Source organism: Streptomyces sp. CA-142005 (assembly GCF_050942335.1).
GTDB lineage: Bacteria > Actinomycetota > Actinomycetes > Streptomycetales > Streptomycetaceae > Streptomyces.
This window is the reverse complement of the sequence record NZ_CP192078.1, coordinates 5,767,223-5,785,408: the sequence shown is the minus strand read 5'-3', so window position 1 is coordinate 5,785,408 and position 18,186 is coordinate 5,767,223. Positions and strand designations below refer to the sequence as shown.

Annotated in this window: 18 protein-coding genes and 2 pseudogenes; 5 read left to right on the top strand and 15 right to left on the bottom strand. The window is 69.1% G+C overall.

Annotation, left to right across the window (positions count from 1 at the left end; all coding sequences use genetic code 11):
- Positions 1-14: 14 nt before the first annotated feature.
- Genes nuoK through ACQPXS_RS27085 form a run of 11 tightly spaced genes read right to left on the bottom strand, consistent with a single transcriptional unit; the run spans position 15 to position 10,832 of the window.
- Complete coding sequence (nuoK, locus tag ACQPXS_RS27135; protein ID WP_023547474.1) at positions 15-314, bottom strand: NADH-quinone oxidoreductase subunit NuoK; 300 nt, start codon at positions 312-314, stop codon at positions 15-17.
- Positions 311-1,153, bottom strand: coding sequence for an NADH-quinone oxidoreductase subunit J (locus ACQPXS_RS27130; RefSeq protein WP_433451866.1), 843 nt, complete (start codon positions 1,151-1,153; stop codon positions 311-313). Before ACQPXS_RS27130 ends, nuoK begins: the two co-directional genes overlap by 4 nt.
- Positions 1,150-1,752: an NADH-quinone oxidoreductase subunit NuoI gene (nuoI, locus tag ACQPXS_RS27125; protein ID WP_351802337.1), complete on the bottom strand. Its 603-nt coding sequence runs from the start codon at positions 1,750-1,752 to the stop codon at positions 1,150-1,152. The genes ACQPXS_RS27130 and nuoI overlap by 4 nt, the downstream gene beginning before the upstream one ends.
- Complete coding sequence (gene nuoH, locus ACQPXS_RS27120; protein ID WP_351802339.1) at positions 1,745-3,109, bottom strand: NADH-quinone oxidoreductase subunit NuoH; 1,365 nt, start codon at positions 3,107-3,109, stop codon at positions 1,745-1,747. The genes nuoI and nuoH overlap by 8 nt, the downstream gene beginning before the upstream one ends.
- Complete coding sequence (locus ACQPXS_RS27115) at positions 3,106-5,610, bottom strand: NADH-quinone oxidoreductase subunit G (RefSeq protein ID WP_433451864.1); 2,505 nt, start codon at positions 5,608-5,610, stop codon at positions 3,106-3,108. The genes nuoH and ACQPXS_RS27115 overlap by 4 nt, the downstream gene beginning before the upstream one ends.
- Complete coding sequence (gene nuoF, locus ACQPXS_RS27110; RefSeq protein ID WP_390682941.1) at positions 5,607-6,953, bottom strand: NADH-quinone oxidoreductase subunit NuoF; 1,347 nt, start codon at positions 6,951-6,953, stop codon at positions 5,607-5,609. Before nuoF ends, ACQPXS_RS27115 begins: the two co-directional genes overlap by 4 nt.
- Complete coding sequence (nuoE, locus tag ACQPXS_RS27105; protein WP_433451862.1) at positions 6,953-7,819, bottom strand: NADH-quinone oxidoreductase subunit NuoE; 867 nt, start codon at positions 7,817-7,819, stop codon at positions 6,953-6,955. Before nuoE ends, nuoF begins: the two co-directional genes overlap by 1 nt.
- Positions 7,816-9,141, bottom strand: coding sequence for an NADH-quinone oxidoreductase subunit D (locus tag ACQPXS_RS27100; protein ID WP_433451861.1), 1,326 nt, complete (start codon positions 9,139-9,141; stop codon positions 7,816-7,818). Before ACQPXS_RS27100 ends, nuoE begins: the two co-directional genes overlap by 4 nt.
- The gene (locus ACQPXS_RS27095) at positions 9,138-9,908 is read right to left on the bottom strand and encodes an NADH-quinone oxidoreductase subunit C (protein ID WP_433451860.1); all 771 of its coding nucleotides are present in this window, start codon (positions 9,906-9,908) and stop codon (positions 9,138-9,140) included. The genes ACQPXS_RS27100 and ACQPXS_RS27095 overlap by 4 nt, the downstream gene beginning before the upstream one ends.
- On the bottom strand, positions 9,905-10,459 hold the full coding sequence (locus ACQPXS_RS27090; RefSeq protein WP_009190037.1) for a NuoB/complex I 20 kDa subunit family protein: 555 nt from the start codon (positions 10,457-10,459) through the stop codon (positions 9,905-9,907). Before ACQPXS_RS27090 ends, ACQPXS_RS27095 begins: the two co-directional genes overlap by 4 nt.
- A gap of 13 nt (positions 10,460-10,472) precedes the next feature.
- Positions 10,473-10,832: an NADH-quinone oxidoreductase subunit A gene (locus ACQPXS_RS27085; RefSeq protein WP_003992243.1), complete on the bottom strand. Its 360-nt coding sequence runs from the start codon at positions 10,830-10,832 to the stop codon at positions 10,473-10,475.
- A gap of 752 nt (positions 10,833-11,584) precedes the next feature.
- On the opposite strand from ACQPXS_RS27085, the gene ACQPXS_RS27080 reads away from it, so the two are divergent.
- Together ACQPXS_RS27080 and def are read left to right on the top strand one after the other, a co-directional pair.
- The gene (locus tag ACQPXS_RS27080; RefSeq protein WP_433451859.1) at positions 11,585-12,388 is read left to right on the top strand and encodes a C40 family peptidase; all 804 of its coding nucleotides are present in this window, start codon (positions 11,585-11,587) and stop codon (positions 12,386-12,388) included.
- A 156-nt stretch (positions 12,389-12,544) separates the two neighbouring features.
- A complete protein-coding gene (gene def / locus ACQPXS_RS27075; RefSeq protein WP_433451857.1) occupies positions 12,545-13,171 on the top strand; it encodes a peptide deformylase in 627 nt (208 codons plus the stop codon).
- Between the two features lie 7 nt (positions 13,172-13,178).
- Here def and ACQPXS_RS27070 read toward each other — a convergent pair whose 3' ends face one another.
- Entirely contained in the window at positions 13,179-14,471 is a 1,293-nt protein-coding gene (locus ACQPXS_RS27070; RefSeq protein WP_356307689.1) for a geranylgeranyl reductase family protein, read from the bottom strand.
- Between the two features lie 97 nt (positions 14,472-14,568).
- Between ACQPXS_RS27070 and ACQPXS_RS27065 the strand changes: the two genes are divergently transcribed.
- Both ACQPXS_RS27065 and ACQPXS_RS27060 read left to right on the top strand, forming a co-directional pair.
- Positions 14,569-15,087: a GNAT family N-acetyltransferase gene (locus ACQPXS_RS27065; RefSeq protein WP_433451855.1), complete on the top strand. Its 519-nt coding sequence runs from the start codon at positions 14,569-14,571 to the stop codon at positions 15,085-15,087.
- Between the two features lie 109 nt (positions 15,088-15,196).
- On the top strand, positions 15,197-15,505 hold the full coding sequence (locus ACQPXS_RS27060; protein ID WP_351802359.1) for a PASTA domain-containing protein: 309 nt from the start codon (positions 15,197-15,199) through the stop codon (positions 15,503-15,505).
- Between the two features lie 15 nt (positions 15,506-15,520).
- Here ACQPXS_RS27060 and ACQPXS_RS27055 read toward each other — a convergent pair whose 3' ends face one another.
- The 3 genes and pseudogenes from ACQPXS_RS27055 to ACQPXS_RS27045 all read right to left on the bottom strand — a co-directional run.
- Positions 15,521-16,216 (bottom strand): demethylmenaquinone methyltransferase, encoded by a 696-nt coding sequence (locus ACQPXS_RS27055; protein ID WP_351802361.1) that lies wholly within the window; start codon positions 16,214-16,216, stop codon positions 15,521-15,523.
- 23 nt (positions 16,217-16,239) lie between these two features.
- A pseudogene (locus ACQPXS_RS27050) lies at positions 16,240-16,782 on the bottom strand (acyltransferase family protein); the annotation flags it as partial.
- Positions 16,770-17,108 (bottom strand): annotated as a pseudogene (locus ACQPXS_RS27045) (bi-functional transferase/deacetylase); the annotation flags it as partial. The pseudogenes ACQPXS_RS27050 and ACQPXS_RS27045, both read right to left, overlap by 13 nt.
- A 23-nt stretch (positions 17,109-17,131) precedes the next feature.
- Between ACQPXS_RS27045 and ACQPXS_RS27040 the strand changes: the two are divergent.
- A complete protein-coding gene (locus ACQPXS_RS27040) occupies positions 17,132-18,127 on the top strand; it encodes a chitinase (RefSeq protein WP_433451854.1) in 996 nt (331 codons plus the stop codon).
- Positions 18,128-18,186: the final 59 nt, after the last annotated feature.

Here is an 18,186-nt window from a genome sequence, read left to right as displayed (position 1 = left end):
ATTCTTCCGACCCCTTACAGCTTCATCAGGCTGGCGTCGTCGACCGAGGCCGAGTGGCGGGTACGGAACAGCGACACGATGATCGCGAGGCCCACCACGACCTCCGCGGCGGCGACGACCATCGTGAAGAAGGCGATGATCTGGCCGTCGAGGTTGCCGTGCATCCGGGAGAAGGTGACGAACGCGAGGTTGCAGGCGTTCAGCATCAGCTCGATGCACATGAAGACCACGATGGCGTTGCGCCGGATCAGTACGCCGGTCGCGCCGATCGTGAACAACAGGGCGGCGAGGTAGAGGTAGTTGACCGGGTTCACTTCGACGCCTCCTCGGGCCGCTTGAACGTCGCCGGTTCGATCGCCGTGCGCTCCAGGCGTTCCTGCGCGCGCTGCTCCAGCGCTCGCAGGTCGTTGAGCGCCTCCGCCGACACGTCACGGATCTGGCCGCGCTCGCGCAGCGTCTTGCTGACGGTCAGCTCGGACGGGGTGCCGTCGGGGAGCAGGCCCGCGATGTCGACGGCGTTGTGCCGGGCGTAGACACCGGGGGCGGGCAGCGGCGGGACGTACTTCCCGTCGCGTACGCGCTGTTCGGACAGCTCGCGCTGGGTCTTGGCGCGCTCGGTGCGCTCGCGGTGGGTGAGCACCATGGCGCCGACGGCGGCGGTGATGAGCAGGGCGCCGGTGATTTCGAAGGCGAACACGTACTTGGTGAAGATGAGGGAGGCGAGGCCCTCCACATTGCCGTTCGCGTTCGCCTGGCCGGTGCCGGCGAACTCCTTCAGGGAGGCGTTCCCGATGCCGGCCAGCAGCAGGACTCCGAAGCCGATCCCACACAGAAGGGCCAGCCAGCGCTGACCCTTGATGGTCTCCTTCAGCGAGTCAGCGGCCGTGACGCCGACGAGCATCACCACGAACAGGAACAGCATCATGATCGCGCCGGTGTAGACGACGATCTGCACGATGCCCAGGAAGTAGGCGCCGTTGGCGAGGTAGAACACCGCCAGGACGATCATGGTTCCGGCCAGGCAGAGCGCGCTGTGCACGGCCTTCTTCATGAAGACGGTGCCCAGGGCGCCGATCACCGCGACGGTGCCGAGGACCCAGAACTGGAAGGCCTCACCGGTGGAGGTGGTGTAGGCGGCGAGCTGCGGGCTCATGCTTCCACCTCCTGGTCCTCGGGCTTCTCACCCTTGGAGACGGCGACCTGGCGGACCGTACCGGGCGCGGCCTGGGTCACCAGGCCCCGGTAGTAGTCCTGTTCGTCGGTCCCGGGGAAGATCGCGTGCGGTGTGTCGACCATGCCCTCTTCGAGGCCGGCGAGGAGCTGTTCCTTGGTGTAGATGAGGTTGGCGCGGCTGGAGTCGGCCAGTTCGAACTCGTTGGTCATCGTCAGCGCGCGCGTGGGGCACGCCTCGATGCACAGGCCGCACAGGATGCAGCGGGCGTAGTTGATCTGGTAGACGCGGCCGTACCGCTCGCCCGGCGAGTAGCGTTCCTCGTCGGTGTTGTCGGCGCCCTCCACGTAGATGGCGTCGGCGGGGCAGGCCCAGGCGCACAGCTCGCAGCCGACGCACTTCTCCAGGCCGTCCGGATGGCGGTTGAGCTGGTGCCGTCCGTGGAACCGCGGAGCCGTGGTTTTCTTCTGCTCCGGGTACTGCTCGGTCAGCCGCTTCTTGAACATGGCCTTGAAGGTCACGCCGAAGCCGGCCACGGGGTTCTGGAAACCGGGCTTGGTCTCCTTGGGCTCCTCAGCCATCGGACGCCTCCTTTCCATCCGAAGATCCGTCACTGACAGTGTCCGACCCGCCACTGACAATCAGCTCCCGCTCACGGCGTGAGCGGCGCCTGGGCACCGGCGGCAACTCCTGTCCGGGCAGCGGCGGTACGGGGAATCCGCCCGCCATCGCGTCGAACCCGGCCTCCTCGGCGGCGGGCTGCTCGGCCGCCTTGGCCTTCTCCCGGAACATCTCGACGACGTAGGAGATCACCACCAGGGCGAGTACCGCGCCGACGACCGGTAGGGCGATGCTCGGGAAGTCGTAGTGCTCGTTGCGCAGGGCCCGTACGGTCGCCACCAGCATCAGCCAGGTCACGGAGACCGGGATGAGGACCTTCCAGCCGAGCTTCATCAGCTGGTCGTAGCGGACGCGAGGAAGCGTGCCGCGCAGCCAGATGAAGAAGAACAGCAGCAGCTGGACCTTGATCACGAACCAGAGCAGCGGCCACCAGCCGTGGTTCGCGCCCTGCCAGAAGGAGCTGATCGGCCAGGGGGCGCGCCAGCCGCCGAGGAACAGCGTGGTCGACACGGCCGACACCGTCACCATGTTCACGTACTCGGCGAGCATGAACATCGCGAACTTGATGGACGAGTACTCGGTGTTGAAGCCGCCGACCAGGTCGCCTTCGGACTCCGGCATGTCGAAGGGGGCCCGGTTGGTCTCGCCGACCATCGTGACGATGTAGAGGATGAACGAGACCGGGAGCAGCAGGATGTACCAGCGGTCGTGCTGCTGCTCGACGATCGTGGACGTCGACATCGACCCCGAGTACAGGAACACGGAGGCGAACGCGGCGCCCATGGCGATCTCGTAGGAGATCATCTGCGCACAGGAGCGCAGGCCGCCGAGGAGCGGGTAGGTGGATCCGGAACTCCAACCCGCGAGGACGATGCCGTAGATGCCGACGGAGGCGACCGCGAGGATGTAGAGCATCGCGATCGGCAGATCGGTCAGCTGCATCGTGGTGCGGGTGCCGAAGATCGAGATCTCGTTGTCGGCCGGGCCGAAGGGGATCACCGCGATCGCCATGAAGGCCGGGATGGCCGCGACGATCGGCGCCAGGACGTAGACCACCTTGTCGGCGCGCTTGACGATGATGTCTTCCTTGAGCATCAGCTTCACGCCGTCGGCGAGCGACTGGAGCATGCCCCAGGGGCCGTGCCGATTCGGGCCGATGCGCAGCTGCATCCAGGCGACGACCTTGCGCTCCCAGACGATGGAGAACAGCACGGTCACCATCAGGAAGGCGAAGCAGAACACGGCCTTGACGACGACCAGCCACCAGGGGTCGCGGCCGAACATCGAGAGGTTTTCAGCTGCGAGGTACGGGCTCATGCCTCCACCTCCTTGGGGGCCGGTTCGGCGGATGCCGCCGGGCCGATGCGGACGAGTGAGCCGGGCCGTGCCCCGGTGTCGGAGGCGACGCCGGCGCCGACGGAGTTCAGCGGAAGCCAGACCACCCGGTCGGGCATCTCGGTGATCTGCAGCGGCAGTTCGACGGTCCCGGCAGGGCCGGTGACGGCGAGGGCTTCGCCTTCCTTGACGCCTGCCTCGGCCGCCGTCGCCGCCGACACGCGCGCGTGCGCGGCATGCCGGGTTCCGGCGAGCGCCTCGTCGCCCTCCTGGAGGACGCCCTGGTCGAGAAGGAGCCGGTGCCCGGCGAGTACGGCCTCGCCGGCGGCCGGGCGGGGCAGCGCGCCCGCGGTCTCGTGGGGGTCCTGGGCGCGCGGACCGTCCCAGGAGCCGAGCCGGTCGATCTCCGCGCGCGTGGTGCGCAGATCCGGCAGGCCCAGGTGGACGTCCATGGCGTCGGCCAGCATCTGCAGCACGCGCGTGTCGGTCGGTGCGAGGCGGCGTGTCATCTGGTCGGGCTTGAGGGCGGCGTCGAAGAACCGCACCCTGCCTTCCCAGTTGAGGAAGGTGCCCGCCTTCTCGGCGACCGCGGCGACCGGCAGGACGACATCGGCGTGCTCGGTGACCTCGCTGGGCCGCAGCTCCAGCGACACCAGGAAGCCGACGCTGTCGAGTGCTTCACGCGCGCGTGCCGGGTCGGGCAGGTCGGCGACCTCCACCCCGGCGACCACGAGGGCCGACAGTTCGCCGGTGGCGGCGGCCTCGACGATGTGGTGGGTGTCGCGGCCGTAGCGCAGCGGGAGTTCCGCGAGCCCCCAGACGGCGGCGACCTCGTCTCGCGCACGCGGGTCGGTCGCCGGACGGCCGCCCGGCAGCAGCGACGGCAGTGCGCCCACCTCGACGGCACCGCGCTCGCCGGCCCGGCGTGGGATCCACACCAGCTGGGCGCCGGTCGCGGTGGCGGCGCGTACGGCGGCGGTGAGGCCGCCGGCGACCGAGGCGAGCCGCTCACCGACGACGATGACCGCGCCCTCGGTGCGCAGGGCCTCGGCGGCACGGGTGCCGGGCTCCTCCAGGCCGACGCCGCTCGCGAGGGCGTCCAGCCACTCTGTCTCGGTGCCGGGCGCGGCCGGCAGCAGGGTGCCGCCCGCTTTCTGCAGGCCCCGGGTGGCGTGTGTGGCCAGCGCGAACACCTTCTGCTTGCGCTTGCGCCAGGCCTTGCGCAGCCGCAGGAAGACGCCGGGTGCCTCCTCCTCCGACTCGAAGCCGACCAGCAGGACCGCGGGCGCCTTCTCCAGGGAGGTGTAGGTGACACCCGTGCCGTCAAGGTCCCGGCCGCGGCCTGCCACCCGGGAGGCCAGGAAGTCCGCCTCCTCGCCGCTGTGCACGCGCGCGCGGAAGTCGATGTCGTTGGTGTCGAGCGCCACGCGCGCGAACTTGCTGTACGCGTAGGCGTCCTCGACGGTCAGCCGGCCGCCGATGAGGACGCCGGCCCGGGAGCGTGCGGCGGTCAGGCCCTGGGCGGCCGCCTCCAGGGCTTCCGGCCAGGACGCGGGTTCCAGGACACCGTCGGCGTTACGGACGAGCGGGGTGTCCAGGCGGTCCTTCATCTGCGCGTAGCGGAACGCGAAGCGTCCCTTGTCGCAGATCCACTCCTCGTTGACCTCGGGGTCGTTCTCGGCGAGCCGCCGCATGACCTTGCCGCGCCGGTGGTCGGTGCGGGTGGCGCAGCCGCCGGAGCAGTGCTCGCAGACCGACGGCGAGGAGACGAGGTCGAAGGGGCGGGAGCGGAACCGGTAGGCCGCCGAGGTGAGCGCTCCGACCGGGCAGATCTGGATGGTGTTGCCGGAGAAGTACGACTCGAACGGGTCGCCCTCGCCGGTGCCGACCTGCTGCAGTGCGCCGCGCTCGATCAACTCGATCATCGGGTCGCCCGCGATCTGGTTGGAGAAGCGGGTGCAGCGGGCGCACAGCACGCACCGCTCGCGGTCGAGCAGCACCTGCGTGGAGATCGGTACGGGCTTTTCGTAGGTGCGCTTCTTGCCTTCGAAGCGGGACTCGGCGTTGCCGTGCGACATGGCCTGGTTCTGCAGCGGGCACTCGCCGCCCTTGTCGCAGACCGGGCAGTCCAGCGGGTGGTTGATGAGCAGCAGCTCCATCACACCGTGCTGGGCCTTCTCCGCGACCGGCGAGGTGAGCTGGGTCTTCACCACCATGCCGTCGGTGCAGGTGATGGTGCAGGACGCCATCGGCTTGCGCTGGCCCTCGACCTCGACGATGCACTGACGGCAGGCGCCGGCAGGGTCGAGCAGGGGGTGGTCGCAGAACCGGGGGATCTCGATGCCGAGCTGTTCGGCGGCCCGGATGACCAGGGTGCCCTTGGGCACGCTGATCTCGATGCCGTCGATCGTCAGCGTGACGAGGTCTTCCGGCGGGACCGCCGCCTCTCCCCCTCCGGTGGGGGCGCTGGTGGTCACGGTCATGCGTTCACCTCCGGGCGGTCCGCCCAGGCCGTCGACTTGGCCGGGTCGAAGGGGCAGCCCCGGCCCGTGATGTGCTGCTCGTACTCCTCGCGGAAGTACTTCAGCGAGGAGAAGATCGGGGACGCGGCGCCGTCGCCGAGGGCGCAGAAGGACTTGCCGTTGATGTTGTCGGCGATGTCGGCGAGCTTGTCGAGATCGGACATGGTGCCCTTGCCGGCCTCGATGTCCCGCAGCAACTGCACCAGCCAGTACGTCCCTTCGCGGCAGGGCGTGCACTTGCCGCAGGACTCGTGGGCGTAGAACTCGGTCCAGCGGGTCACCGCCCGCACCACGCAGGTCGTCTCGTCGAAGCACTGCAGGGCTTTGGTGCCGAGCATCGAGCCGGCGGCGCCGACGCCCTCGTAGTCGAGGGGGACGTCGAGGTGCTCGTCGGTGAACATCGGCGTCGAGGAGCCGCCCGGCGTCCAGAACTTGAGGCGGTGCCCGGCCCGCATGCCGCCGCTCATGTCGAGGAGCTGGCGGAGCGTGATGCCGAGCGGGGCCTCGTACTGGCCGGGGCTGGCGACATGGCCGCTGAGCGAGTAGAGCGTGAAGCCAGGGGACTTCTCGCTGCCCATCGACCTGAACCAGTCTTTCCCGTTTTTCAGGATCGCGGGAACCGACGCGATCGACTCGACGTTGTTCACAACAGTCGGACAGGCGTAGAGGCCTTCCACCGCAGGGAAGGGGGGACGCAGCCGCGGTTGACCACGGCGGCCTTCGAGCGAGTCCAGCAGTGCGGTCTCCTCACCGCAGATGTACGCGCCGGCGCCCGCGTGCACGGTGAGCTTGAGGTCCAGCCCGCTGCCCAGGATGTTCTCGCCGAGGTAGCCCGCCTCGTAGGCCTCGCGCACGGCCTCGTGCAACCGCCGCAGAACGGGGACGACTTCACCACGCAGATAGATGAAGGCATGCGACGACCTGATGGCATAACACGCGATCACAATGCCCTCGATGAGGCTATGCGGGTTCGCGAAGAGGAGCGGGATGTCCTTGCAGGTCCCGGGCTCCGATTCGTCGGCGTTGACAACTAGATAGTGAGGTTTTCCATCACCCTGCGGAATGAACTGCCACTTCATTCCGGTCGGGAACCCGGCGCCGCCGCGGCCGCGCAGACCGGACTCCTTGACGTACGCGATCACGTCGTCCGGTGACATGGCGAGCGCCTTGCGGAGCCCCTCGTACCCCTCGTGCCTCCGGTAGACGTCCAGAGTCCAGGACCGGTCCTCGTCCCAGAAGGCCGACAGCACGGGTGCGAGCAGCTTCTCGGGGCTCGTGTCCTTGACCTCGGGTACCACGGTCATCACTCCCCCTCCTCGGCGGTAGGCCCTGCCGGGTGGGCCGGGTCGGAGGCCGATGTGTCCAGCGGCGCGTCATGGGAACTGAGGTGTTCGGCCGGCGACGGCTCGTGCACCCTGTCCTGCGGTTGCTCGTGGGGACCTCCGCGCGGATGGACCACGCGCGCGGGTGCGGCCTCTCCCCTTGCCAGGCGAAGGCCCACCAGCGACGCCGGTCCCGCACCTCCGCCCTCCTCGACGGCCCCGGGCCGCTCGTCGGGGAAGCCGGCCAGGATCCGCGCGGTCTCCTTGAACGTGCACAGCTTCGCCCCGCGCGTGGGCTGTACGGGCCGTCCCGCGCGCAGATCGTCGACCAGACGCTTGGCACTGCCCGGGCTCTGGTTGTCGAAGAACTCCCAGTTGACCATCACGACCGGCGCGTAGTCGCAGGCCGCGTTGCACTCGATGTGCTCCAGGGTGACCTTGCCGTCGTCGGTGGTCTCGCCGTTGCCGACGCCCAGGTGCTCCTGGAGGGTCTCGAAGATCGCGTCTCCGCCCATCACCGCGCACAGCGTGTTCGTGCACACGCCCACCTGGTAGTCACCGGACGGCTTGCGCCGGTACATGGTGTAGAAGGTGGCGACGGCGGTGACCTCGGCCGTGGTCAGGTCCAGCATGTCCGCGCAGAACTGCATTCCGGTGCGCGTGACATGGCCCTCCTCCGACTGCACGAGGTGGAGCAGCGGGAGCAGGGCGGACCGGGAGTCCGGGTAGCGCGCGATGACCTCGCGCGCGTCCGCCTCCAGCCGGGCCCGGACGTCGTCCGGGTAGGCGGGCGCGGGCAGTTCGGGCATGCCCAGGCTGACGCCCCGCTCCGAAGAAGAGGTGGTCACCGGTCGACGCCTCCCATCACGGGGTCGATGGACGCGACGGCGACGATGACGTCGGCGACCTGGCCGCCCTCGCACATCGCCGCCATGGCCTGCAGGTTGGTGAAGGACGGGTCGCGGAAGTGGACCCGGTAGGGGCGGGTGCCGCCGTCGGAGACGGCGTGCACACCGAGTTCGCCCTTGGGGGACTCGACGGCCGCGTACGCCTGTCCCGGCGGGACGCGGAAGCCCTCGGTGACGAGCTTGAAGTGGTGGATCAGGGCCTCCATGGAGGTGCCCATGATCTTCTTGATGTGGTCGAGGGAGTTGCCGAGACCGTCCGGTCCGAGCGCGAGCTGGGCGGGCCAGGCGATCTTCTTGTCGGCGACCATGACCGGGCCGGGCTGGAGCCGGTCCAGGCACTGCTCGATGATCCTGAGCGACTGGCGCATCTCCTCCAGGCGGACCAGGAAGCGGCCGTAGGCGTCGCAGGTGTCGGCGGTCGGGATCTCGAAGTCGTACGTCTCGTAGTCGCAGTACGGCTGTGCCTTGCGCAGGTCGTGCGGCAGGCCGGTGGAGCGCAGGATCGGGCCGGTGGCGCCGAGGGCCATGCAGCCGGCCAGGTCGAGGTAGCCGATGTCCTGCATGCGGGCCTTGAAGATGGGGTTCCCGGTGGCGAGCTTGTCGTACTCCGGGAGGTTCTTCTTCATCTTCTTCACGAACTCGCGGATCTGGTCCACCGCGCCGGGCGGCAGGTCCTGGGCGAGTCCGCCGGGGCGGATGTACGCGTGGTTCATCCTCAGGCCCGTGATGAGCTCGTAGAGGTCGAGAATCATTTCACGATCACGGAAGCCGTAGATCATGATCGTGGTGGCGCCGAGCTCCATGCCGCCGGTGGCGATGCACACCAGGTGGGAGGACATCCGGTTCAGCTCCATCAGGAGCACCCGAATGATCTTGGTCCGCTCGGTGATGTCGTCCTCGATGCCGAGGAGTTTCTCGACGGCGAGGCAGTAGGCGGTCTCGTTGAAGAAGGACGTCAGGTAGTCCATGCGCGTGACGAAGGTGGTGCCCTGCGTCCACGTGCGGAACTCGAGGTTCTTCTCGATGCCGGTGTGCAGATAGCCGATGCCGCACCGGGCCTCGGTGACCGTCTCGCCCTCGATCTCCAGGATCAGGCGGAGCACTCCGTGGGTGGAGGGGTGCTGGGGACCCATGTTGACGACGATGCGTTCGTCGTCGGCGCGGGTCGCGGACTGGACGACCTCGTCCCAGTCGCCACCGGTGACCGTGTAGACGGTGCCCTCGGTGGTTTCCCGGGCGGCTGCTGACTGGGTGCTGCTCACGAGTACGACCTCCGCTGGTCCGGAGCCGGGATCTGGGCGCCCTTGTACTCGACGGGGATGCCGCCGAGGGGGTAGTCCTTGCGCTGCGGGTGGCCCTGCCAGTCGTCCGGCATCATGATCCGCGTCAGGGCCGGGTGACCGTCGAAGACGATTCCGAAGAAGTCGTAGGTCTCGCGCTCGGGCCAGTCGTTCGTCGGATAGACGGAGACGAGGGACGGGATGCGCGGGTCGGCGTCGGGGGCGCTGACTTCGAGGCGGATCAGCCGGTTGTGGGTGATCGAGCGCAGGTGGTAGACGGCGTGCAGTTCGCGGCCCGTGTCGTGCGGGTAGTGGACGCCGCTGACGCCGGTGCATAGTTCGAAGCGCAGGGCCGGGTCGTCGCGCAGGGTGCGGGCGACGCGGAGCAGGTGCTCGCGCTCGATGTGGAAGGTCAGCTCGCCGCGGTCGACGACCGTCTTCTCGATCGCGTTGTCGGGGAGGAGCCCCTGTTCCTCCAGGGCGCCCTCCAGCTCGTCGGCGACCTCGTCGAACCAGCCGCCGTAGGGGCGGGTCGCCGGTCCCGGGAGTCGGACCGAGCGGACCAGGCCGCCGTAGCCGGAGGTGTCGCCGCCGTTGTTGGCGCCGAACATGCCGCGCTGGACGCGGATCTCCTCGCCACCCTGGCCGCGCTGGCCGGGGAGGTTGGAGGCGGAGAGGTCCTTCTCGGGGTTCACCCCGTTCGCGGACCCGTTCACGCCGCCCGTGCCGTTGCCGTTCGCGTCGCTCACCGCAGCAGCCCCTTCATCTCGATCGTGGGCAGGGCCTTGAGCGCCGCTTCCTCCGCCTCGCGGGCGGCCTCCTCGGCGTTGACGCCGAGCTTGGTGGACTGGATCTTCTGGTGAAGCTTGAGGATCGCGTCCATCAGCATCTCGGGGCGGGGCGGGCAGCCCGGCAGGTAGATGTCGACCGGAACGATGTGGTCGACGCCCTGAACGATCGCGTAGTTGTTGAACATGCCGCCCGAGGAGGCGCAGACGCCCATGGAGATCACCCATTTCGGGTTGGGCATCTGGTCGTAGACCTGCCGGAGCACCGGCGCCATCTTCTGGCTGACCCGGCCGGCGACGATCATCAGGTCGGCCTGGCGCGGTGAGCCGCGGAAGACCTCCATGCCGAAGCGCGCAAGGTCGTACCGGCCGGCGCCGGTGGTCATCATCTCGATGGCGCAGCAGGCGAGGCCGAAGGTGGCCGGGAAGACGGACGCCTTGCGCACCCAGCCCGCGGCCTGCTCGACGGTGGTCAGCAGGAAGCCGCTCGGCAGCTTTTCTTCGAGTCCCATGTCCTAAGGCCCCTCAGTCCCATTCCAGGCCGCCGCGCCGCCATACGTACGCGTACGCGACGAAGACGGTGAGCACGAAGAGCAGCATCTCCACGAGCCCGAAAATCCCCAGGGCGTCGAAGGTGACGGCCCAGGGGTAGAGGAAGACGATCTCGATGTCGAAGACGATGAAGAGCATCGCCGTCAGGTAGTACTTGATGGGGAAGCGCCCGCCGCCGGCCGGCGTGGGGGTCGGCTCGATACCGCACTCGTAGGCCTCGAGCTTGGCGCGGTTGTACCGCTTCGGACCGATCAGCGTGGCCATGACCACGGAGAAGATCGCAAAGCCTGCCCCGAGGGCTCCCAGTACGAGGATGGGCGCATACGCGTTCACCGCTCCTCGCTCCTCTCAGTCGGCGCTGACTGCTGGCGGTTGCACTGGTGCACTGAACTCACTCCCGCCTCACCGGTCCCACGAGCCCCGCCGTCCCGGGCGAAGATCGAGAACATGTGAAGCAGGTCACAAGCCCAGTTGCCACGCATCTTATGCCCGTCGCTCTGTGATCTGCGACACGGGGTATTGCACGAGCTTTGTGATCTCCACCACCTGACGAAGGATCATGAAGTCGGATTATGAGTGATCTTCATACGCGAAGCGTTCAGTTGATCACGAGAAGTGACATTCTCGCTCGTCATCGCAGGCCGGAGGGTGCGTCTCCATATCAAGAGGGTTCCGACGCATGCAAATTGGTGCTGGACGTGGGTGCCTGATAGAGGGACGCGTTCACACATCAGGGGGAGGTGCGGGGTGCGATGTGGACGCGGGTCCGGACGCGTGCACGCGTTCACGAGCTCCTCGCGCACGGGACGCCGCGTTTCCGGTGACCGTTCCGTGACCTCCGCCACATCGATGAGAGGCTCCTGAGAACCGGGCTTGGCCAATGACCTCAACCAGTGGTAGGCGTGGGGCAATTCGGACGTAATGATCAAAGGCCGTGATCAAGCCCTTGATCACGTGCGTCCGCAATGTCCGTTACGGCGTCAATAAAGAGCGACGCGTCCGGGATTTCAGGTCTCGATTGAGCAACTGTGGCGCAGCACACGTTTCTTGAAGATATGAAGGAGCCCCTGATACCGGTTGTTCCCATGTCCCACACCGCTCACATACGCAGCCACCGGAAGCCCCGCCGCAGCGCGTCGACCCTCGCGATGCGGGCCGGAGTTGCCGGTGGCGTCCTCAGCACCCTGGCAGTGGCCGGGGCGTCGGGCTCGGCGAACGCGGCCGAGCCGGTGACGCAGACCCTCGAACTGCCCACCCTGACGGCCGACCTGGCCGCTCAGGCCGCCAAGTCCGCGGACGCCACCCAGCAGGCCGCCGCGAACTACCAGCTGCAGGCCGAGCGTGACGCGGCCGCCGCAAAGGCCGCGAAGCAGGCCAAGGCGGACCTCGCGGAGGCGAAGCAGAAGGCCGCCGAAGCCAAGAAGAAGGCCGAGGAGGCCGCCCGCAAGGCCGCCGCCGAGCGTGCCTCGCGCAGCGCGGCGCGGACGACACTCGCCGCCACGGACAGCACCGGCACCTCCACGAGCACGGCCACCGGTTCCGCCGCGGCCGTCCTCGCCTTCGCCAAGGCCCAGATCGGCAAGAGCTACGTCCTTGGCGCCTCCGGCCCCAACGCGTGGGACTGCTCCAGCCTGGTGCAGGCCGCTTTCAAGCAGGTCGGCGTCAGCCTGCCGCGCGTGTCCCAGGACCAGTCGACCGCCGGCACGCAGGTCTCGCTGAGCAACCTGCAGCCGGGCGACATCCTCTACTGGGGCAGCGCGGGCAGCGCGTACCACGTGGCGATCTACGCCGGCGACGGTATGTTCGTCGGCGCGCAGAACCCGTCCACCGGCATCGTCGAGAAGCCGCTGTCGTACGACCCGCCGACCGGCGCCGTGCGGGTGCTCTGAACGCACCTCGCTCACCCGCCTGTCACGCGCACAGGGCCGCAGCCGCTCGGGGGCAGCGGCCCTTGCGCCGTTCCCGGCGCCGCGGAGCGCCGCTCCTGACATGCTCTGCTCGGGCCGCCGTCCTGCGGTCCGTCCATGAGCGAAGGAGACCGCGGCATGCCACGCGTGTTCGTACAGGGAAGGCCCGCCGACTACTACCCCCGCCACGCCCCCGAGGCCGGGCGCGGTGCGGTGCGCCGGATCACCGAGGTCGGCGAGGAGGTCCTGCACAAGCCGTGCCGGGACGTCACGGAGTTCGGACCCGACCTCGCCGCACTCGTCGACGACATGTTCCTGACCCTGTATGTCGCCGAAGGAGCGGGACTCGCGGCGAGTCAGGTGGGGGTCGATCTGCGGCTGTTCGTGTACGACTGCCCCGATGACGACGGAGTCCGGCATGTCGGGCACATCGTCAATCCGGTGCTCGAAACGCCCACGAGCGGGCGGCGGTTGCTGGACGAGGGCGAGGGCTGTCTGTCGGTTCCGGGTGCCGTGATGGCCGTACCGCGGCCGGACCGGGCCGTCGTGCGCGGGCAGGACAAGGACGGCGATCCCGTCGTCATCGAGGGCACGGGGTACTTCGCGCGCTGCCTCATCCACGAGACCGACCACACCAACGGGTACCTCTACCTGGATCGGCTCTCCAAGCGGGAGAAAAAGGACGCGCTGCGGCAGATGGCGGACCGGCGGGACGAGGTGTTCGCCCGCCGGGCCGCCCGTGCCGAGGAGCTGAGCCGGTCCTAGGAAGGGCTCACGCCTTCGGGGCCACCTTGCTCAGGCCGTTGATGATGCGGTCCATGGCGTCGCCGCCCGTGGGGTCGGTGAGGTTCGCCAGCAGCTTGAGGGTGAACTTCATCAGCATCGGGTGGGTGAGGCCGCGCTGGGCCGCGATCTGCATGACCTTCGGGTTGCCGATGAGCTTCACGAAGGCACGGCCGAGCGTGTAGTAGCCGCCGTAGGTGTCCTTCAGGACGCGCGGGTAGCGCTGCAGGGCGATCTCGCGCTGGGCGGGCGTGGCCCGCGCGTGGGCCTGGACGATGACGTCGGCGGCGATCTGGCCGGACTCCATGGCGTAGGCGATGCCCTCGCCGTTGAAGGGGTTCACCAGGCCGCCGGCGTCCCCGACGAGCAGCAGGCCGCGCGTGTAGTGCGGCTGGCGATTGAAGGCCATGGGGAGGGCGGCGCCACGGATGGGGCCGGTCATGTTCTCGGGGGTGTAGCCCCAGTCCTCCGGCATGGAGGCGCACCAGGCCTTGAGGATCTCGCGCCAGTCCAGCTCCTTGAAGGAGGCGGAGGTGTTCAGCACACCGAGGCCGACGTTCGAGGTGCCGTCGCCCATGCCGAAGATCCAGCCGTAGCCGGGCAGCAGCCGGTCCTGGGGGCCGCGGCGGTCCCACAGTTCCAGCCAGGACTCCAGGTAGTCGTCCTCGTGGCGGGGCGAGGTGAAGTAGGTGCGCACCGCGACACCCATCGGGCGGTCCTCGCGGCGGTGCAGGCCCATCGCGAGGGACAGGCGGGTGGAGTTGCCGTCGGCGGCCACCACCAGGGGCGCGCGGAAGGTGACCTCGCGCTTCTCCTCGCCGAGCTTGGCGGTGACACCCGTGATGCGGCCGGTGCGGTCGTCGATGACCGGGCCGCTCACGTTGCAGCGCTCGTACAACCGCGCCCCCGCCTTCTGGGCGTTGCGGGCGAGCTGCTCGTCGAAGTCGTCGCGCTTGCGGACGAGTCCGTAGTTCGGGTAGGAGGCCAGCTCCGGCCAGTCCAGCTGGAGGCGGACGCCGCCGCCGATGATGCGCAGGCCCTTGTTCCGCAGCCAGCCGGCCTCCTCGGAGATGTCGATGCCCATGGCGACGAGCTGCTTGACCGCGCGCGGGGTGAGGCCGTCACCGCACACCTTTTCGCGCGGGAACTCGGTCTTCTCCAGGAGCAGGACGTCGAGGCCGGCCTTGGCGAGGTGGTACGCGGTCGTGGAGCCGGCGGGCCCCGCGCCCACGACGATCACATCGGCGGTGTTCTCGGAGAGGGGCTCGGTCTCGACGGTCACGGCGGGATCTCCCCAAGTTCGAAATCTGTGTGCCGACCGGCACTGGACATGGGCAGTCTATTCAGCAGAATTGATCACCCGGCTGAAGGGCTGCCCTGTGAACCGACCTCTCCCTGCGGTACGGCTGCGCGTTCCCACCCATGAGGACGCGATCGCCTGGCACCGGGTCTTCGACGACCCCGAGGTCATGGAGTTCTACGGCGGCAGACCGGCCGCGCTGTCGGTCTACGAGGAACTCACCGCGCGGCAGCGGCGGCACGACGCCGAACTCGGCTTCTGCCTGTGGACCATGCTGGACGAGTCCGGTGAGGTCATCGGCTTCACCGGAGCGCAGCCCTGGCGGCCGGAGTGGGGTCCGGTCGGCGAGATGGAGATCGGCTGGCGGCTCGGCCGCGCGCACTGGGGCAAGGGGTACGTCACCGCGGCCGCGCGCGAGACGCTGCGGCGGGTGCGGACGGCCGGGGTCAAGGAGGTGGTGGCGGTGGTCCGGCCGGGAAACGAGCGGTCGATCGCGGTGACCCGGCGGCTCGGCATGCGCCCGGCGGAGACCTATCCGCATCCCACCCTGGACGAAGACGCCCTGTGCTTCCGGCTGAGCCTCGACCACACAGAGTAGCCATCTGTCACAGAAAGACACCGACTCCTTCCGGCCGGGGCGCACGGGAGTTACCCTTCCAGTACCGCTGGGGGTGACATCTGTGCGCATAACACCCAAAACACCCGAAGTGCGCGTACCGCGACTGGTCGGACTGATGGCCATGGACGCGCGCGAGACGGCCCAGGCGCGGGGCCTGTTCCTCAACGCGCCGGACCGCCCGGACTTCCACCTCGCGGTCGTCGACTACGTCGTACGCCAGTACCCGCAGCCCGGCGCCGAAGTGCCCCGGGACTCCATGGTGTACGTGTGGTTCGACTTCGGTGAGGGAGAGGGCGGCGGAGGCGTGCGCGAGCCACGCATCCCACGGCCGCCCAGCGGCGGACTGCAACGCGAACTCGGTGAGCCCGGGGACGCCTTCGAGACGATCAACCGCTAGGCGCCGTGAAGGGCCTCAGCTCTCCTTGAAGCCCCGGTGCAGCGCGACCACGCCGCCGGTGAGGTTGCGCCAGGCCACCTTCGACCAGCCCGCCTTGCGCAGCCGCTCGGCGAGGGCGGGCTGGTCGGGCCAGGCGCGGATGGACTCGGCGAGGTAGACGTACGCGTCCGGGTTGGACGAGACCGCCCGCGCGACCGGCGGCAGCGCACGCATCAGGTACTCGGTGTAGACGGTCCTGAAGGGCGCCCAGGTCGGGTGCGAGAACTCGCAGATCACCACCCGGCCGCCGGGCCGGGTCACCCGGTACATCTCCCGCAGCGCCGCGTCCGTGTCCTGGACGTTGCGCAGCCCGAAGGAGATCGTCACCGCGTCGAAGGTGTCGTCCTTGAACGGCAGCCGCGTCGCGTCGCCGGCCGTGAACGGCAGCCAGGTGTGCTTCTTCTTGCCGACCTGCAGCATCCCGAGCGAGAAGTCGCACGGGACGACGTACGCGCCCGTCCGCGCGAAGGGCAGCGAGGAGGTGGCCGTGCCGGCGGCCAGGTCGAGGACCTTCTGCGCGGGGCGCGCGTCGACCGCCTTCGCCACCTCCTTGCGCCACACCCGGTCCTGGCCGAGCGACAGCACGTCGTTGGTCAGGTCGTACCGTTCCGCCACGTCGTCGAACATCGAGGCGACTTCGTGCGGCTGCTTGTTCAGGGAAGCGCGGGTCACCCGCCCATTCTTGCAGCCCGCCCTCACGGCAGGAGCCTGGGCCGCCTCCGTGCCGCGACGTCCTCCACCCAGCCGCACAGCAGCACGAAGACGGCGATCAGGATCCAGCCGACGCCGAACATGAACCACTGGCTGTCCAGGGGCAGGTATCTCTCGAATGCGGGCACGTCCCAGAACCGGTCGATCAGCGGGACGGCCAGGACCAGGGCGATCTCGTGCCAGAGGTAGATCGTCACCGCGCGGGCGTTGAAGACGGTGACCGTACGGTCCAGCCGCCGGAACCGGGTCAGCCAGGCGAAGTCGATCCGGAAGGACGCCTTCGCCCACATCAGCAGCGTCACGAAGCCCGCCGACCAGAAGGCCTGGGCGAGGGGGTTCTCGTCGAGGTCGTAGGTGCCGAAGTCGGCCTGGTGGGAGAGGGCGTACCAGGCGCCGTAGGCCATCGCGGCACACGACAGGACGCAGACGAGCGCCGGTCTCATCCGCCGCAGCACACCGTCGCGGTGGGCGAAGCCGAGGATCCAGCAGAAGAGGTACGTCGACAGGTCCCACAGGGCGCTGCCGAAGCTTTCGGGCCGTCGTCGAAGGTGAGCGCGATGGTTTTCGCCGGGACGGAGACCGCGGTGGCCTGTCCGCCCCGGAAGGTGAGGATCGGGCCGCCGTTCAGGATCTTGTCGGGGACCTTGCCGGAGCCGGCACCGGTGCGTACGCGCTGGTCGCCGCCGACCTCGGCGCGCAGATAGCCGTCGAGCAGCATTACGCAGGTCAGGGCCAGCAGGAGAAGAAGCGCGAGGATGACACGGGGGCGCTGGAGCGCCGCGGCCCTGCCCGCCGCGCGTTCGATGCGGGTGGGGGCGCGCCGGCGGCCGCGCGAGGACGTCGGAATGGTCATGACTGCCGCTGCGCTCCGGTCAGTTGGCGCCAGGGGAGGCGGATGCGGAGACCGAAGGGGCTGGGGATCGGCGCTCTGCAAGCTCGCTCTCGCCCTCGCCCTCGCCCTCGCCCTCGCCCTCGCCCTCGCCCTCGCCCTCGACGGTCGCCTACGCCCCCTACGTCAGCGCCACCGAGGCGTCGGACACCGACTCCGCCGGTTCACCGTCGACGTACAACCTCGCCTTCGTCATCTCCGACGGCAGTGGCTGCACGCCGAAGTGGAACGGCACCGAGGCGATCGGCGACTCGGCCGTGAAGTCCCGGATAGCGCGCCTGAAGAAGGACGGCGCCGACGTCCGTGTGTCCTTCGGCGGAGCGTCCGGCAAGGAGCTGGCCGCGACCTGCGACAGCGTCGCGGAACTGGCCGCCGCCTACGGCAGGGCGCTGGACGCGGCCGGCTCCGAACGGGCCGACTTCGACATCGAGGGCGACGAACTGACCGACTCCGCTTCCGTCGCCCGGCGTTCGCGGGCGATAGCGCTGCTCCAGAAGCAACGGCCGGGCCTGAAGGTCTCCTTCACCCTGCCGGTGATGCCCTCGGGCCTCGACTCCGACGGTCTCGCGCTGCTGGCGTCCGCGAACACGTACGACGTCCAGGTCGCCACGGTGAACCTGATGACGATGAACTACGGCGAGTCGTACGCCGGCGACATGGGCGACTACGCGGTCACCTCCGCCGAGGCCGCGCACGCCCAGCTGAAGAAGGTGTTCGGGTTGTCGGACGCCGGGGCGTGGCGGGGCATGGCGCTCACCTCGATGATCGGGGTCAACGACGTGGACGGGGAGACGTTCACGCTGTCCGACGCGGCGCGGGTACGCACGTTCGCGGAGGAGAAGGAGATCGCTTGGGTGTCCATGTGGTCCACCTTCCGGGACCGGCGGTGCACGGCCGGGGACTCCGACGCGGACGACGCGGCGACGAACTGCAGCGGGTTGAGCCAGAGTTCGGGGGCGTTCGGGGAGGCGTTCGCGGGCTGAGGGGGGCGGGCGCTGCTCGCCGGGCGGGGGTGGCGGGGCAGGCGGAGGTGCTCCCGCGC

Bases quoted from the DNA above. Each gene is read 5' to 3' on its own strand.
- nuoF (WP_390682941.1), bottom strand. From the start codon at position 6,953: ATGACCGTGGTACCCGAGGTCAAGGACACGAGCCCCGAGAAGCTGCTC.
- nuoH (WP_351802339.1), bottom strand. From the start codon at position 3,109: ATGAGCCCGTACCTCGCAGCTGAAAACCTCTCGATGTTCGGCCGCGAC.
- ACQPXS_RS27090 (WP_009190037.1), bottom strand. From the start codon at position 10,459: ATGGGACTCGAAGAAAAGCTGCCGAGCGGCTTCCTGCTGACCACCGTC.
- ACQPXS_RS27080 (WP_433451859.1), top strand. From the start codon at position 11,585: ATGTCCCACACCGCTCACATACGCAGCCACCGGAAGCCCCGCCGCAGC.
- ACQPXS_RS27130 (WP_433451866.1), bottom strand. From the start codon at position 1,153: ATGAGCCCGCAGCTCGCCGCCTACACCACCTCCACCGGTGAGGCCTTC.
- nuoI (WP_351802337.1), bottom strand. From the start codon at position 1,752: ATGGCTGAGGAGCCCAAGGAGACCAAGCCCGGTTTCCAGAACCCCGTG.
- def (WP_433451857.1), top strand. From the start codon at position 12,545: ATGCCACGCGTGTTCGTACAGGGAAGGCCCGCCGACTACTACCCCCGC.
- ACQPXS_RS27115 (WP_433451864.1), bottom strand. From the start codon at position 5,610: ATGACCGTGACCACCAGCGCCCCCACCGGAGGGGGAGAGGCGGCGGTC.